11 protein-coding genes are annotated in these 16,737 nt (G+C 57.4%); 6 read left to right on the top strand and 5 right to left on the bottom strand.

What is annotated here, in order from left to right; genetic code table 11:
* Positions 1-49: 49 nt before the first annotated feature.
* On the bottom strand, positions 50-991 hold the full coding sequence (locus OKC28_RS19930; RefSeq protein ID WP_270691005.1) for a putative dsRNA-binding protein: 942 nt from the start codon (positions 989-991) through the stop codon (positions 50-52).
* Between the two features lie 1,094 nt (positions 992-2,085).
* On the opposite strand from OKC28_RS19930, the gene OKC28_RS19925 reads away from it, so the two are divergent.
* Positions 2,086-3,459, top strand: coding sequence for a leucine-rich repeat-containing protein kinase family protein (locus tag OKC28_RS19925; protein WP_270691004.1), 1,374 nt, complete (start codon positions 2,086-2,088; stop codon positions 3,457-3,459).
* Between the two features lie 223 nt (positions 3,460-3,682).
* Positions 3,683-4,330: a thiopurine S-methyltransferase gene (locus tag OKC28_RS19920; RefSeq protein ID WP_270691003.1), complete on the top strand. Its 648-nt coding sequence runs from the start codon at positions 3,683-3,685 to the stop codon at positions 4,328-4,330.
* Between the two features lie 303 nt (positions 4,331-4,633).
* Here OKC28_RS19920 and OKC28_RS19915 read toward each other — a convergent pair whose 3' ends face one another.
* Positions 4,634-7,408: an insulinase family protein gene (locus OKC28_RS19915; protein WP_270691002.1), complete on the bottom strand. Its 2,775-nt coding sequence runs from the start codon at positions 7,406-7,408 to the stop codon at positions 4,634-4,636.
* A gap of 162 nt (positions 7,409-7,570) precedes the next feature.
* Here OKC28_RS19915 and sixA point away from each other — a divergent pair, with 162 nt between their 5' ends.
* The 3 genes from sixA (at position 7,571) to OKC28_RS19900 (ending at position 9,499) form a co-directional block, all read left to right on the top strand.
* On the top strand, positions 7,571-8,038 hold the full coding sequence (gene sixA / locus OKC28_RS19910; RefSeq protein ID WP_270691001.1) for a phosphohistidine phosphatase SixA: 468 nt from the start codon (positions 7,571-7,573) through the stop codon (positions 8,036-8,038).
* Positions 8,039-8,171: 133 nt separating this feature from the next.
* Positions 8,172-8,378 carry a DUF1107 domain-containing protein gene (locus tag OKC28_RS19905; RefSeq protein ID WP_021140380.1) on the top strand — a complete coding sequence of 69 codons (207 nt, stop codon included), beginning with the start codon at positions 8,172-8,174 and terminating at the stop codon, positions 8,376-8,378.
* 200 nt (positions 8,379-8,578) lie between these two features.
* Positions 8,579-9,499, top strand: a complete 921-nt coding sequence (locus tag OKC28_RS19900; protein WP_270691000.1) for a DMT family transporter — start codon at positions 8,579-8,581, stop codon at positions 9,497-9,499.
* Between the two features lie 47 nt (positions 9,500-9,546).
* Here OKC28_RS19900 and OKC28_RS19895 read toward each other — a convergent pair whose 3' ends face one another.
* The gene (locus tag OKC28_RS19895; RefSeq protein ID WP_021140378.1) at positions 9,547-11,163 is read right to left on the bottom strand and encodes a peptide ABC transporter substrate-binding protein; all 1,617 of its coding nucleotides are present in this window, start codon (positions 11,161-11,163) and stop codon (positions 9,547-9,549) included.
* 384 nt (positions 11,164-11,547) lie between these two features.
* Here OKC28_RS19895 and fbp point away from each other — a divergent pair, with 384 nt between their 5' ends.
* Positions 11,548-12,582 (top strand): class 1 fructose-bisphosphatase, encoded by a 1,035-nt coding sequence (fbp, locus tag OKC28_RS19890; protein WP_005315352.1) that lies wholly within the window; start codon positions 11,548-11,550, stop codon positions 12,580-12,582.
* Positions 12,583-12,669: 87 nt separating this feature from the next.
* On the opposite strand, the gene mfd is transcribed toward fbp, so the two are convergent.
* Both mfd and OKC28_RS19880 read right to left on the bottom strand, forming a co-directional pair.
* Complete coding sequence (gene mfd / locus OKC28_RS19885) at positions 12,670-16,146, bottom strand: transcription-repair coupling factor (RefSeq protein WP_270690999.1); 3,477 nt, start codon at positions 16,144-16,146, stop codon at positions 12,670-12,672.
* Positions 16,147-16,155: 9 nt separating this feature from the next.
* Positions 16,156-16,731 (bottom strand): PilZ domain-containing protein, encoded by a 576-nt coding sequence (locus OKC28_RS19880; protein WP_021140376.1) that lies wholly within the window; start codon positions 16,729-16,731, stop codon positions 16,156-16,158.
* Positions 16,732-16,737 lie beyond the last annotated feature (6 nt).

Raw genomic sequence — 16,737 nt, 5'->3', positions numbered from 1 at the left:
TCATGATGAACCCTGTTCCATGGCTCCAGATGACAAACATGATCTCATATCAGGGACTTGTTCGCACCTTCCCTAGCACTTTATCGAGTTTGATGGTGAAACCATACTGTTGCATTCGATGTAGTGTGTGCGTAGAAAGAATGTCCTGACTTACATAAAACTTATTCGAATGGCAATTTTTTACACGTTTATAAATCCAGTTTACGGCAGGTAAGGATGTCATTAACTCGCTATAATCATACTTGTTTTTATTGCTAATGATATTAAGCAGTGCTGCACCAAAGCAAGCTTGAATACAATCAACGTAATAACTTGTTACCTCATATTCGCTATGTCCTTTGTATGGAAGTGACTGTTTCGAGATAAAACCGGAATGATAAAATGACATGAGGTTTTTTTCTGAAAGCACCTCAAGGCCGATATTCATTCCTATTGGTGCATTCTCGTTTTTTTTAACCAATGCTAACGAGCTAACCGCTGTCAGAAAGCTTGTGTAGAAAGCGCCAAGTGTTGCATACACTCTGTGTGAACGCAGTGAGCGATCTGTTCCCTTTATACGTGCTGGCGCGAATAATTGAATTGAATTCAAGTCGTTCGGTAACCCGAAGGCTGTATTTAGCTCGCTATTTTTATACATACCAGCCACCACAGGATTTAATACCCCATCAAAAATGGTGTCAATACTATTAAATGTCTTCAAATGTTTTTTGTTAGAGCTATTTATTTTATCGGAGGTCTTGAGTTGATTTAATTCTTCTAGGACAATTTGTGCAACATTTTGTTCCGCGGTTTTCTTACTTGAACCTGTTGCTGTAAAAATCCTCTTGTTGGGTGAAACGTGAACAGACTCATATTGTGGCTCATGTTGTGTTCCTCCGCACATTTGAGTTTTATAAATTGGTAGAGGCAACTTTTGGGATTGATAATATTCCTGCAATGCTGTCTTTGGGTCTTTTGCGTTCTGCGCATCTATCGATTCAATGCCGCGCATCAACTTCATAAAAAATCGGATATGAGCAACCACATCACCATCAGAAAGAGTGGCAAGGTAATAATGAAAAGTGGGGAGTACGATGGCTTCAACCAATCTTTCGCCAGTCTCTACCCCTGCCCCAAACTCTGTCTGCTTATATGTTGTTGTCTTGATGAATTCAGCAACAACAAATTTTATAAACTCTTTTTTAAATGCCATTGCCAGCGCATGCACATTACCTTCTTCTATGTTTTTAACGCATAGTGCACTAAGAATGCACAGCATATTCTCTAAATGCTTACCTACCGTGATAGTGGCATTGAAAACACTGGGGTTGCTATTTTTTGCGGATCTGTGAATTATTTTTATGGGATGTTTGTTAACATGTTCAATAAAAGCGCTGGCATTAATCATATGTTGCTCACAGCTATTAAGTTTCTAGGGTGAACACCTCACGTTGCTGCCACTCAGCAGCATGGGTGAACAAGGATTTTTAAAAATAGAGCTAGCGGATTCGGTTAAGTGTTCATTTCGCTCTCAGCTGTTCTTACTTTAGTTTTTTGATTGTATTTTAAGCATTATAAAATAAAGTCGACAATAATCACATAGGAACTGCGCTGTTGAACAGAATAATAATTCACTTTTAAGCAACACTGGCACCCAAAAATAGTCTGCAAAGCGTTGCTATTCACAATAGAAATCTGGGACATCCACCTTTTCGGGTAAGCTTTGGTATGAGTGTAAGTGGTTGTCGTGATGATGCTTTTAATGGGGAATTTGGCTCGAGGGGGGAGGAGATCACGATTTTGGCGTGTGCCGCTATTTTCAGTATCGTAGGGGCAATGAAATTGCACCTCTACTTTTGTTCCTCATACCTTGCACAAAAGCCGCGCGGCAAACGGTGCAATGCGCTGCGCTTATTGCACCCTACGTCTCTTCGTCAATTCGCCGGGGTGGTGTGGCTGAGCGCTGAGCCTTGCCAAAGCAACAAAAGGGGCGATCTGCGCCCCGAATTCTTTATAATGCCCCCCTTTAAAATCGCCGGACCCGGGTTCGGCGCGCGCTGATGGTCGCTGTGCCATCAGGCAGATCATCAGGATTGAAAAACGGTTATGCATACTCTGGAACAGCTGCGCGCGGGTGAACTGTGCGGCGCCCGCCATCTGAAGCTTTGTGAAAATCTGACGGAGTTCCCACCCGAGATCCTGAGCCTTAAAGAGACGCTCGAGGTGCTGGATCTCACTGGCAACCAGTTGAGTCGGCTGCCTGACGAGCTGGCCGAGTTCAGCAAATTGCGCATCATTTTCTGCTCCGAGAACCGCTTTACCGAGTTGCCCGAGGTGTTGGGTCTCTGCCCGGCACTGACCATGGTGGGCTTCAAGGCTAACCAGATTTCCACAGTTCCCGCCGCGTCGCTGCCAGTGGGATTGCGCTGGCTGATCCTAACTGACAACGCCATCGCACAGTTGCCCGATGAGTTGGGTCAGTGCAGCCGCCTGCAAAAGCTGATGCTGGCGGGCAACCGCTTGACCGCCTTGCCAGAGACACTGGCCAATTGCTATCGACTCGAACTGCTGCGCATCGCCGCCAACCGCATCGAATGCTTCCCCGACTGGCTGCTGGCGCTGCCGCGCCTTTCCTGGCTCGCCTATTCCGGCAACCCCTTTAGCGAGGGGGAGGAGGCGCGGGCCATCGATGACGCTCATATGGCTCATATCGCCCCAGTGCCGTGGTGGGCGCTTGAGTTGGGTGAGTTGCTGGGGCAGGGGGCCTCTGGCGTGATCCATAGTGCCACCCACATCACGTGCGACGGATTGCAGGGTGATGAGCCGCAGGCGGTGGCGGTCAAGCTGTTCAAGGGGGCCGTGACCAGCGATGGCTTGCCTCATTGCGAGATGGCGGCGTCGCTGGCGGCCGGCACTCATCCCAACCTGATCAGGGTGCTGGGGAAGGTGGCGGATCACCCCTCCGGCATGCCGGCGCTGGTGATGGAGCTGATAGATCCCAAGTTTGCCAATCTGGCGGGCCCGCCGAGTCTGGACTCCTGCACCCGCGACGTCTATCCAGCAGCGCTGACATTCACTCCGGCCGCCGTGCTCGCCATGGCGCAGGGCATAGCGGCTGCCGCGGGGCATCTGCATGAGCGAGGCATCATGCACGGCGATCTCTATGGCCATAACATACTGCACTCCTTACAAGGGAAGGGCCGGGTGCTGCTCGGCGATTTTGGCGCTGCCTCTTGTTACGATCGCACGGAATGCGTGCTGGCCGAGGGGCTGGAGCGGATAGAGGTAAGGGCCTTTGGGTGTCTGCTCGACGAGCTGCTGGCACGCTGCCAGCCACAGAGCGAGGCGCTGCATGATCTCGCTCTACTGGTCCGGGCATGCCTCTGCGATCATGTGTCGCAGCGCCCCTCGTTCGCACAGATCTCGGCCAGGATAGCGGCAGTGGCGGCCATGATGACGGCCGAGCCCGCCTGTGCCTGAATCCGCGCGGCCAGTTGGCATGTCAGCGCACGTTATTTTGGTGAGGCTGCAGATCACCCATCACATATCCATGACATAAAGATGTCAAAAAAGGGGCCTGGCGGTTCTTTTGGGTTTTGTAATCGTTTGCCTGGCAAAAATCACCCGTCGGCCCGGCGCAAGGCTTGCGTGCGCCGGGTTAAGTTGTGATATTGAGGCATCTTCAGATAACAGGGGTATTAGGATGGAAGCTGCGTTTTGGCATCAGCGTTGGGAAGAGAACCGGATTGGCTTTCATCAGGCAGACTTCAATCGCTGGCTGCAATCCTGGTGGTCTGCCCAGCAACAGGGTGAACCCGTGCTGGTGCCCCTGTGCGGCAAGTCCCGCGACATGCTCTGGCTCAATGGCCTGGGGCACCCCATCGATGGCTTCGAGCTCTCTGCGCTCGCCATCGAACAGTTCTTCAGTGAAAACCTGCTCACCGATACCCTCAGCGAGCTGGGCCCTTATCAGTGCCATCAGCACGGCTCCTTGCGCATTCATCAGGGGGATTTTTTTGCCGCCCCCGAACTGGGGCGGCGCTACCGGCTGGCCTATGACAGGGCGGCGCTGATCGCCTTGCCGACGGAGATGCGCCGCCAGTATGCGGAGCTGATGAGCCGCCTGATGGAAACCGGTGGCCAGATCCTGCTGGTGACTCTGGAGTATCAGCCGGAGCAGCAGAAACAGCCGCCCTTCTCGGTGGGGGAGATGGAAGTGCGCACCCTGTTCGAGCGCGATTTTCGGGTGGAAGTGCTGGGCCGTGCCGCAGAGGTGGATCACCCCAGAGTGCTCTCCGGTCAGCTCTCCTATTTTGATGAAGTGGCCTATCGCCTGATCCGCCGGGGCTGAAAAGCGAAAGCGTGATCCAGGCCGACAAACCGGCAGGTCACCGACTCTTTGCTACCTCCTTTGACATAGATCAACGTGACAAGGGAGGGGAGTGCCTAAGATGAGCCTGTTTCTCAATCACTGTTGATATTGGCAGGTGCGCTCTGGTTTGAACCATCCGGCCGACCATCAACGCAGTGTCTGATTTTCACGCTCATGTTCACTTTTGGCGGCTTTGGTCGCAATTGTTATGGTTTTTCCAGCCGACCCCAAGGGGTCGGCTTTTTATTGGGCTGGATTGGCTGATGGGCGGGAATGCCTGCTTCAGGCCTCGAAGGTGTTGGCGGCGAGCCTGAACGCCTTGGGGTCGTCGATAAACTGGCCCGTGATGCGCTCGTCATGCTCATGACCCTGACCATAACTGCAGAGGATCAGCCTGTCCGAGGTGCGTGAGCGCAGCTGTATGATGAAGCGCACCAAGTCGGCACGGCTCAGTTTGCCCACCTCTTCGCACACCCTTTCCCGCTGATCGAAGCCTAGATCCTTGTTGCCTATGCTGACCCAGAGCCGCTGGCCGCGACTGCGCAGGTTGGCATCCCGTTCGCTCAGCTGGGCCTGCAGGCCCACCTTGCTGTCTTGCCACTGTTGCTCGGTCAGCTCCAGCATGGCCAGCGGGAAGAGGTCGATGAACTCTTCCACCGCATCCAGCAAGTGCTGGGGCCCTGCCACTGGCGACTGGATATAGAAGATGAGGCCGGGGTGACGGTTGAGGGGCAGGTTGCCGGCACCCACCACGTACCCCAACTGCTGGCGCGTGCGCAGCTCGTGGAAGAAGGTGGACGACATTATGTGGTTGGCCAGGGTGAAGCAGGCGAGATCCCGCGCCCGGGTGGTGCGGGACTGGTAGTAGACCAGCAGCGCCGAGTCTTCGTGCTCGCAGCCCTGCTCACGAATGAGGGTGCCCCTGTTTTGAATGGAGATGAGCGGGCGGCGGGTCTCGGCACTGGGCTGGCTGTGGGTGCCGAGGTGGCGCTCCAACAGGGCGGCCAGTTCGAGCGCCTCGGCGGCATTCCAGTCGCCGTGAACCAGCGCCTCTATGTGTACCTCCCCGAACAGTTGGGCGACAAACGCCGGCATCTCGCCAAGTTCCACGGTGCGCAGATGGCGCAGCAACTGCTCGAACGGCGGGTTGTTTGGTTGCAGCAAACTGGTGAGCTGGTTGAACAGCTGGGAGATGGGCCGCGCCTTGGACTGGTTGTCCCAGTTGCGGATGAGCTGCTCTTTTATCTCGGCGAAGCGGCCCGGATCCGGATAGCCCAGGGTGCGGTTGCCGAGGATCATGTCGAGCAGCAGGGGTTGCTTGTCGGCAAAGCCGCTCAGGTTGATGGTAAAGCCGCCCTGATGGGCATAGATCTGGTAGCCCAGCCCCGCCAGCTCCGCCGGGTAGGTGAGGGCGTTGAGGTGATCCGTGAGCAGTTCCACCGCAAGCCGTGCCATGGCGATGTGGCGCGGGCTTTTGACCGCGTGCTCGCTGTCGATGGAGATGTAGAGGTTGCCCTTGGGCACGCTGAACTGATGCTCGTGCAGATGCCAGAGCCGAAACCCAGGCCTGTCGATGATGCAGGCGGGCATGTCGGCTTGCAGTGCTGGCTGGCGCGGATCGAGCCGGTTGCTGATAAAGGGGTTCGGCAAGGGCAGGGTGAGGGCCGGATCAGGTTCGCTCTGCTGCCAGTGGATCTTTTCCGCCTCCGTGATGATGTCGACGCCATAGGGGGTCTGATACCAGCGGGCCAGGCGATCCGTGGCCAGCTCAGGCGCCGTGATGGTCATGCGCAGGTTGTGTGGCGTGAGCTTGGCGAGCAGGCGGCGGATCAGCGCCTCGTCGTATTCGCGCATCATGTAATCGCCGTAGAGCAGATCCTCGGGCGTGTAGCTGAACAGGTTCAACACCAGGCCGGAAACGGTGTCGAGGGCCCGGCCCCGCTCCTGAAAGCGGAACGCCGACTCAAGCACGGTTCGCTTCTCTTCGTAGCGCCAGCTTTCTACCCCGCCACGCTCGATGAGTTTCAGATAGCCGAACAGGGCGGCCACTATCTCGTTGACGTGTTCAAGCCCGAGCGGCGTGAGGCCAAAGCTCACCCCAAAATCCTTGAAGTTGGCACCGCTGATGCCGCCTCCGGCGGAGAGCTGGTTGACCCAGCCTTTTGCTTTCAGCAAGGAGAGCAGGCTGCCATCCCCTTCATAGCCGATGAGGTGGCTCAGGAAGGTGAGGGGTTTTTTGTCATAAAACTCATCCACATTGGGCAGCGGAAAGGTCAGCGCCAGCTTGCGGGTTTCCTTGACCGGATTGATGCGGATGCGGATGCCGAGATCGTCGAGGCGATAGAGGGGGGTCGTCAGGGTCGGTATTCCCAAATTGCGATTCAAAATGGGAGCGAAAAAGCGATCGCACCAGTCAATCTGGGTCTCGATGGATTCAGGCGAGATCATCACCAGCGCCATGCGATCCGCGCTGTAGTGAGATTCGTAGAACCGGATGAGATCGGCGCGCAGATCCCGGCCGGGCAGATCGGCCAGGGTATCCAGGTTGCCGACCGAGAACTTGGAGAAAGGGTGGGCCGGATTGACCGTCTCTTTATGTACCTGGTAGCTGCGGCGCACATCGTCCTGCAGCTTGAGGCGGTATTCGGAGTCGACCGCGTTGCGCTCTTTATCCACCCACTCGGGGGTGAAAGTGGGGCAGATGAAGAACTGGGAAAAACGGTCGAGACCGGCCTCGAAGAAGCCGGTGTCTATCTCGAAAAAGAAGTTGGTGAACTCGGTGCCGGTCCAGGCATTGTTGCTGCCGCCATGACGGCTCATAAATTGCTGGTACTCACCAGGCTTGGGATAAGTGCGGGTACCAAGGAACAGCATATGCTCAAGGAAATGAGCCATCCCCTGCCGATCGGCCGGATCGTCGAAATGGCCGGTGTTGACGGCCAGAGAGGCGGCAGACTTGTCGGTGTCGGGATCGCAGATCAACAAGACCCTGAGCCGGTTTGCCAGCTCCAGATAGTGGTATTGCCGATGGTCATTAGGGCTGGCATATGGGCTCATTGGCGCGTGACTCGTGTTGGATTTATTTGAATTTAAACATGATTATCGACCCCGCTATCCAGTGAGGCAAACCCTTTTCTGAGAGGTAGCGCAATTGTTTCCCCCGGCATGGCGGGGTAAGATCCCCCCGCTATCAAAACAGGCCCGTTGGGCGAGGTTGTAATGAAAATCTACATCATGCGTCATGGCCAGGCTGGCATGAATGCGAAAACAGATGAACAGCGTCCACTGACCGAGCAGGGAATTGAAGAGTCCATTCACATGGCCAGTTGGCTGGCGCCCCAACTGGACGGGGTGCTGGATTTGGTTGTCCACAGCAATTATCTGCGCGCCAGACAAACCTGGCAGAGCATATGCAGTGAATTGCCCAAGGCCACCAGGGTCGAAGAGAGCAAGGAAATCACCCCCTATGGGGACCCTGCTTTTGTCGCAAGCTATCTCACTGCGTTGGCGGCAACACATGACCAAATTTTGATGGTCAGCCACCTGCCACTGGTAGGTTATCTGGTGCAGAGCCTCTGCCCGGCGGCAGGTGCCCCCATGTTTGCCACGTCAGGCATGGCTTGTATCGAATGGCAAGATAGCAAGGGGGTATTGCTCTGGCTGGAAGGACCACATACAATACGTTAAAAGTTAATAAAAAGTTATAGATTGGTTTTTTGGGGAAGAGAGTTGCGATTTTTCCGGATTTTTATAAAGAATTTACGGAATTATTTCGCAGAAGCTGCTGTCATACGGATACAACTGCAAGAGGTTGCAAACGATGAGAGTGTTCAAGAAGTACCTGCCACTGATGGTGGCAAAACATGTCAAAACCTTCTTCAAGGGGCGGATTTATATCCACGGCAGGGGGCGTTTTGATTTCCAGTCAGGCTTGCTGATGATGCCAACACCAGCTGACATACCCCACCGCCAGACCGTGGTCGAGGTCAATGAGATGATCTCCAGACTGCACATGGATGCGGCATAAGTTCTGTGCCATCCCATCCAGCCGCTTCATGCCCGCCACTGTGCGGGCATGATTGTTTTCAGCCCTGACATGGCCGAATTGGCTCAGCTCGATCTCGGTTCAACGTCACCCGCATTCTCAAGGCCGAGCTGTGCTTGCGAATCTTGTTTGCCCCCTTATACTCCCGCCTGAAATACCGGATCGTTTCTGTGGACAGCGCTATGCCTCTTGCCTTTTTGTTTCCCTTCTCTTGCATGGCCATCTGGTCTGGCAATGCCATTGTCAGCAAGCTGGCGGTTGGATTGCTTTCACCCGCGGCACTGGCCTGGTCGCGCTGGATGGTGGCCGCCATCATCTTGACGCCTTTCCTCGCACACAGGGCCTTGCGGGATCGGGCCAAACTGCGGGCCGGCTTCTATCAGTTGGCGACTCTGGCCCTGCTCGGCATGGTGCTGAACCAGACCCTGGGGTACTACGCAGCGCAAACCCTGGGAGCCACTGAGATAGGTCTGATGATGGGGCTGACACCGCTGATGACGGTACTGCTCAGTATCTGGCTGCTGCGTGAGCGTCCCACCTGGGGGGCTCTGCTCGGTGGGCTTATCTCCATTCTGGGGCTGACCATCTTGCTGGGACAGGGGGATCCGTCCCGTTTGTTTACCCAGGGCATTCATATCGGCTCTGTATACATGCTGCTCTCGGCGGGCACCTATGCCCTCTATAGCGTCCTGCTCAAAAAGTGGGATCTGGGGCTGGACAACTGGTCCATGCTCTACGGCCAGGTGCTGTGCAGCCTGCTGTTTCTCACCCCGTTTTACCTGCTGGTGGACGGGCAGTGGCCAGATGGCCGCGCGCTCTGGCTCATCCTCTACGCAGGTATTCCTACCTCGGCCTTGTCCCCCTGGCTCTGGATGCAGGGCATAGCCCTGCTGGGGGCGAGCCGCACCGCCATCTTCATGAATCTGCTGCCAGTGATGACGGCGGTACTGGCCATCAGCTGGCTGGGGGAAACGCTGACCAGCTATCACCTGATCGGTGGTGGCATGACGCTGCTTGGGGTCTTGCTGGCGCAACTGCTGGTGCAGCCTGTGGTGCTGCGTCGTCGGGCCAGGGTGGCATTGGCGAGCTGTCGGGAAGATTGAAAAAAGACCGCCTTCGAGGCGGTCTTTCTGTTTAGGAGGTCAGGGCGTTACTGCGCGGTGAGATAGAGGTCTTTCGAATAAACCACGTCTTGCGGGTTTTGATAGGGATAGCCCTTGATATTGGACTTGAGCAGCCGTGACTTGACATAGAAGTAGACGGGGGCGATGGGGGCCTCTTGGTCGATCAGCGCCTCGGCCTCTTGATAGAGCCGGTTGCGCTCGACCGGATCCTTGGAGTCATGGGCCTTTGCCAGCAGGGCATCATATTGCTTGTTGAACCACTTGCCGCTGTTGGCGCTGCTGCTGGAGGTCATGATGTCGAGGAAGGTCGAGGCATCGTTGTAATCCCCGTTCCACGAGTAGCGACTGACGCCGAAATCCCCCTCATTGAGCGCGGACACCATGGTCTTCCACTCCATGTTGTTGAGCTTGGCGGTAACCCCCAGGTTGCGCTTCCACATGGAGGAGATGGCCAGGGCTATCTTCTTGTGGCTCTCGTTGGTGTTGTAGAGGATGTCCACATCCAGCGGTTTGCCCGGGCCGTATCCGGCCTCGCTCAGCAATGCTTTCGCCTGTTTGATCCTCTCCTCCTTGCTCAGCAACTGGCTGGCAGGGCGCTTGAGTTCGAAGCCGTCGACGCTTGGTGGGGTCAGGCTGAAGGCGGAGAGCTGACCTTGTCCCAGGATCTTCTCGGTGATGGTGTCTCTGTCGATGGCAAGCGACAGCGCCTTGCGCACCTTGGGGTTGTCGAACGGTTTGCGCTGGGTGTTGAACACATAGTAATAGGTGGCGAGCATGGGGGCGTTGACAAGCTCCTCCGGGCTCTGGCTCTTGAGCTGCTTGTACTGCTCCAGCGGATAGGTGGTGTAGTGCAGTTCACCGGCACGATAGCGGTTGTAGGCGGCGGTGTCAGAGACTATCTCCAGATAGAGCACCTTGTTGAGCACTGTGTTCTGGTTATCCCAGTAGAGGGGATTGCGCTCTGCGATGAGGCGCTCGTTGGGGGTCCACTCCTTGAGCATAAAAGCGCCGTTGGAGACAATGTTGCCCGGCTTGACCCACTCATGACCGAACTTCTCTATGGTCGCCTTGGGCGCGGGGAAGGTGGTGTAGTGGGAGAGCGTCTTCAGAAAGAAGGGCACAGGGTTGTTCAGGGTGATCTGCAGGGTGTGCGTATCGAGGGCCTTGATGCCGAGGGCATCCGGGCTTTTTTTACCCTGTACCACGTCGCTGGCGTTGGTGACGCCGGTCAGCTCGATGAACCAGGCATAGTTGGAGGCGTTTCTGGGATCCGCCGCCCGTTGCCAGCCATAGACATAGTCTGCCGCCGTCACCGGCTCGCCGTTGGACCATTTGGCCTCGGGCCTCAGCTTGAAGGTGTAGACGGTGCCTGTGGTGTCGAGTTCATAGCCAAGCGCCCCGGCGGCTTGCAGCTTGCCGTCGCCATCCAGGGTATAGAGCCCCTCGAACAGGTCGTTGACGATGTCGCTGCCCGAGCTCTCTTCCACCATCTGGGGATCGATGGAGGCGGGCTCTGAACCTATGTTGCGCACGAAGATTTGTTGATCGCCGGGTAGCAGCTGGGTGCCGGCAGGTACGTTAGCCGCCAGAGTCGGTAACGCGAACAGAGCGGCAACCGTGCCGGCAATGAGAGTCCTTTTCATTGAATATCCTTATGTTTTTTTGCTTCCAAAGCTTGGCCAGTGTGCTGGATTGATCTGGAGATCTCAAGAGGTGGGCACCGGCCTTGCCATCAGCTACCCAGATAGGGGGGCCAAGTGGGCCGTTGCACCCATCATGGCTGCCTGTTCGTGATTTTTTGCTGCGAATTAACATGATGAAAGTCACCAATTGGCACTGGTTTTATGCCCTTTTGATGGGGTGGTGAGGTGTAAATTGCACGTTTATCCAGCGGCTTAATTCGCTGCAAAAACAAAAAACAGGCGTTACATTAGGTTACAAAACAAGGCTGCCGAGGATCGGCACTTTTTTTGTCGACGCGTGCAAACGTTTTCAAAGCCAACGGAAACGCTCTTAAAGGAACAATAATGCGAAACATGATCACCATGGGCGAGTTCATCGTCAAAAAGCAGGCGGATTACCCCACCGCGACCGGCGAGCTGACCTCACTGCTCAGTTCCATCCGTCTGGCCGCCAAGGTGGTGAACCGGGAGATCAACAAGGCGGGGCTGGCAGATATCATCGGCTCCATGGGTGCTGAAAACGTGCAGGGCGAGGTGCAGCAGAAGCTGGATGTGTATGCCAATGAGCGCTTTAAAGCCGCGCTGGAAGCCCGTGGTGAAGTGTGCGGTATTGCATCCGAAGAAGAAGAGGACTTCGTCTCCTTTGATTCCGAGCTCTCCCGTCACTCCAAATACGTGGTGCTGATCGATCCCCTCGACGGCTCTTCCAACATTGATGTCAACGTCTCGGTCGGGACCATCTTCTCCATTTACCGCCGTCTCAGCGCCCCGGGGACGGGCGTCACCCTGGAAGACTTCCTGCAACCGGGCAACCGTCAGGTCGCTGCCGGTTACGTGGTCTACGGCTCTTCCACCATGCTGGTCTACACCACCGGCTTTGGCGTCAACGGCTTCACCTATGATCCTTCCATCGGTTGCTTCTGCCTTTCCCACGAGAACATCCGCATCCCGGAGGAGGGCAAGATCTACTCCATCAACGAGGGCAACTACATCAAGTTCCCGGACGGGGTGAAGAAGTACCTCAAATATTGCCAGGAGCGGGACGAGGCGACTCACAGACCCTACACCTCCCGCTATATCGGCTCTCTGGTCTCCGATTTCCATCGCAACCTGCTCAAGGGCGGCATCTATATCTATCCGTCAGGCACCAACTCCCCGAACGGCAAGCTGCGCCTGCTCTATGAGTGCAACCCCATGGCATTTCTGGTGGAGCAGGCCGGTGGCAAGGCGTCCGACGGCTTTGGCCGCATCATGGACATCCAGCCCACTGCCTTGCACCAGCGCACCCCTTACTTCGTCGGTTCCACCAAGATGGTGGAGCGGGCCGAGGCCTTCATGCGGGAGTTCTCCGCCCATGAGGATCCGGCCAATCAGGGTTGATGCACTGATCCAGTGCTTGCGATGAGCGCATAAAAAACGGGAGCCGATATGGCTCCCGTTTTGTTTGGGCGAGTTGCGTTGCTCGCATCAGTGGCTGGCATGGTTGGCGAGATCCGCCAGCAGGCCGTCCACCAGTTTCAGACGCATGGCGCGGTCCGGGGTCGGTACCTGGAAGCGCAATCTGGTGGGCCCATCCATCTTGTAGATGCGTGGCTGCTCGGAGAGCAGCTTGACCAGATAGCCAGGGTTGACGCGAGTCTCCTGAGTGAAGTCCAGGTAACCGCCGCGCTCGCTCATCTCCACCCGGCGAATGCCAAGGGCGGTGGCGCGCTGGCGGAAGGCAGCAATCTCCATGAGTGTCTTGGTCGCCTCCGGCAGCAGGCCGAAGCGGTCGATCAGCTCCACCTTCAATTCGCGCAGCTCCTGCTCGTCGGCCGCGCTGGCGATGCGCTTGTACATGGACAGACGCATGTTGACGTCCGGTATGTACTCCTCCGGCAACAGGGCTGGCAGGCGCAGCTCGACCTCTGTGTGCTGGCTCATCAGCTGCTCCAGCGATGGCTCCTTGCCATTTTTCAGCGCCTCGACCGCCTGCTCCAGCATCTCCATATAGAGGGTGAAGCCGACCGATTCGATCTGGCCGCTCTGATCGTCGCCCAAGAGCTCGCCTGCGCCCCGGATCTCCAGATCGTGGGTCGCCAGCGCAAAACCGGCGCCGAGATCTTCGAGCGATGCGATGGCCTCGAGCCGCTTGAGTGCATCCTTGCTCATCAACTTGGGATGAGGGGTGAGCAGGTAGGCATAGGCCTGGTGGTGGGAGCGGCCAACCCGGCCCCGCAACTGGTGCAACTGGGCCAGCCCCAGATGATCGGCGCGGTCCATGATGATGGTGTTGGCGCTGGGGACGTCTATGCCGGTCTCTATGATGGTGGTGCAGACCAGCAGGTTGAAGCGCTGGTGGTAGAAGTCCGACATGACTCGTTCAAGATCGCGTTCGCGCATCTGGCCGTGGGCGATGCCGATACGGGCCTCCGGCACCAGCTCGGCGAGATCGCCGGCGCATTTTTCTATGCTCTCCACGTCATTGTGCAGGTAGTAGACCTGACCGCCCCGCTTGAGCTCACGCAGTACCGCCTCGCGGGTGACCGCAGGATCCTGCTGGCGCACAAAGGTCTTGATGGCGAGCCGCTTGGCGGGCGGGGTGGCGATGATGGAGAGATCCCGCATGCCGGCCATCGCCATGTTGAGGGTGCGCGGGATAGGCGTCGCCGTGAGGGTAAGGATATCCACGTCGGCCCGCAGCGCCTTGATCTTCTCCTTCTGGCGCACCCCGAATCTGTGCTCCTCATCGACGATGAGCAGCCCCAAATCCTTGAAGGTCAGATCTGAGCCCAAGAGCTTGTGGGTACCTATGATGATGTCTACCTTGCCATCGGCCAGCTCCTTCATCACGCTGGTCTGCTCCCTTGCGGTACGAAAGCGGCTCAGCACCTCGACCCGCACCGGCCAGTTGGCGAAGCGATCACGGAAGTTGTCGTAGTGCTGCTGGGCCAGCAAGGTGGTCGGCACCAGCACGGCGACCTGCTTGCCGCCATGGACGGCCACGAAGGCGGCCCGCATCGCCACTTCGGTCTTGCCAAAGCCCACGTCGCCGCACACCAGCCGGTCCATGCTCTTGGCCTGGCACATGTCCCCCAGTACCGCATTGATGGCGTTGAGCTGATCCTCCGTCTCCTCGAACGGGAAACCGGCGGCGAACTGGCGATAGGCCTCCCTGTCGTGCTGGAAGGCAAAACCGTGGCGCGCCGCGCGCAGGGCATAGACATCCAGCAGCTCGGCTGCCACGTCGCGCACCTTCTCTGCCGCCTTGCGCCGCGCCTTGACCCAGGCCTCGCCACCGAGTTTGTGGCTGGGCGGGTTGTCAGAGCCTGTGTAGCGGCTGATGAGGTGCAGGTTGGTGACCGGCACGAACAGCTTGTCGCCACCGGCATACTCGAGGGTCAGGAACTCGGTGGGCAGGCCACCGGCATCGATGGTTTCGAGCCCCAGATAACGGCCGACGCCGTGATCCAGGTGAACCACAGGCTGGCCCTGGGTCAACTCGCCGAGGTTTCGGATCACCGCATCCGAGCTTAAGTTCTTGCTCTTTTCCCGGGCTCGCTTGCTGCGGACTTTACCGCCCAGCAGCTCTGTCTCCGTGATAAGGGCGAGCTCATCATGCCCGGCCTCTTGCAGCAGCTCTCGTAGCAAAAAACCCCGCTCCAGCGGTGCAACCAGCAGACCGTGGCGCGCCTTGCCCGCCATGAAGGCCTCGAGGGAGGGGAACTCTTTGGGTTGCAAGGATATGCGCGCCAGCAGATCGCCGAGCACTTCCCGCCGTCCTTCGGATTCCACCACGAACAGGGTGCGGCCCGTGAAGCTGTCCAGAAACTGGTTCAGCGCCAGCATGGGCTGCTCTTTGCTGTGATCCAGTTGCAGCTCCGGCAGCGCGGCTATGGGAAGATCCTGCTGGCCGGCGCCGCCGTCGGTGGCGGCTTCCTGCAGCCGCACGGCGCCATAGTGACCGAGGGCGGCAAACAGCTGCTCCACCGGCAGGTAGATCTGCTGGGGTGGCAACAAGGGGCGGGTGTTGTCCCAGCGCCTGTCCTCATAGCGCTGGCCTATGTCGTTCCAGAAGCGCTGGGCCGCGGGATAGATATCCCCCACTGTGAGCAGCAGGGTGTTGTCCGGCAGGTAGTCGAACAGGCTGGCGGTCTGATGGAAGAAGAGCGGCAGATAGTATTCGATGCCGGCGGGCCAGCGCCCCTTGCTCACCTCCTGATAGACGGAGCCTTCCGCGCGCGACAGCTCGAACTGTTCGCGAAATTGCCCACGGAACAGCTCGATGGCGGCCTCGTCGGTGGGGAATTCTCGGGCGGGCAACAGGCTGACCGTCTTGACCGGTTCGCTGGAACGCTGGGTCTCGGGATCGAACGGACGGATGGAGTCCACCTCGTCATCGAAAAAGTCGATGCGATAGGGGCTGTTGCTGCCCATGGGAAAGAGATCGAGCAGTGAGCCGCGGGCGGCAAACTCGCCGTGCTCGAGCACCTGATCCACCGCCACATAGCCAGCCTCGGCCAGACGCCCTCGCAGTTGTTGCAAGTTGAGGCGCTGACCGGCCTTCACCATCAGGCTGTACTTGTCGAGGTAGACCTGAGGAGCGCAGCGCAGCATCAAGGTCGAGATGGGCACGATCAGCACGCCGGCGCTCATCTGCGGCAGTTTGTAGAGGGTCTCCAGCCGCTGGGAGATGATGTCCTGATGGGGGGAAAAGGTGTCGTATGGCAGGGTTTCCCAATCCGGAAACATCAGCACAGGGCAACCTTGATCGGCCAGCAGGAACTGCAATTCCTGCTCGAGGCGCAGGGCACTCGGGGTATCGGCGGTCACCAGCAGGACTGGGCGGTTCGCCTGGGTGGTAAGGTGGGCGGCAACCAGTGACAGGCTGCTGCCGGTCAAGTGGCCGAGCGTTAATTTTTGGCCCGCCTTGGCGGGCAGGGCGGGAAGCTTCATTGGCATCATTTGATTCTTTTAACGTTGACGGTCTTGAGCACGCAATTTGAGTTGCTTGGATTGGACATGCAGGCTGGCACGGACCAGCAGTTCGCGGTCATCCTCACGGATCCGGGCATAATCGAGCCCCACCTGAGTGCCATGCTCGCCCGGTTCCAGTCTCTTGACCTCGGCATAGCAGTAGATGGCGGAGGCCTCTTCCCGCAGGAAGATCTTGAGCCGCACTATCTGGTGCAGGAGCGGCGGCTCGCCATGACCCTGGCGCGGATGCAGATAGGTGAGCTGGCCTGCGCTGAAACGCAGGGTCTGGAAGCGATGCTCGGGCCTATCCTGCACCGACAGTACATAGCCCATGATCATGTCGATCTTGCGCGACTGCTGGTTGATGATCTCCACCAGATCGTGCATAGGCTCGTTCTGATTGCGGATCAGACGACTGGTCACCAGATCGATGGAGGTGATGGCAGAGGCGATACGAAAGGGTTCGGGCAGTTCGGCCTCCAGTGCCTCCAGCGTCGGCAGAGAAAAGTCATCGGGCATGGGGATCACATTGACCGGGGTGGCATGGGTGACGCTGAAGAACTGTTCCTGCATGGAGGC

Source organism: Aeromonas sp. D3, from assembly GCF_027705025.1.
Taxonomy (GTDB): domain Bacteria; phylum Pseudomonadota; class Gammaproteobacteria; order Enterobacterales; family Aeromonadaceae; genus Aeromonas; species Aeromonas salmonicida.
This window is presented reverse-complemented; position numbering and strand designations above follow the sequence as displayed.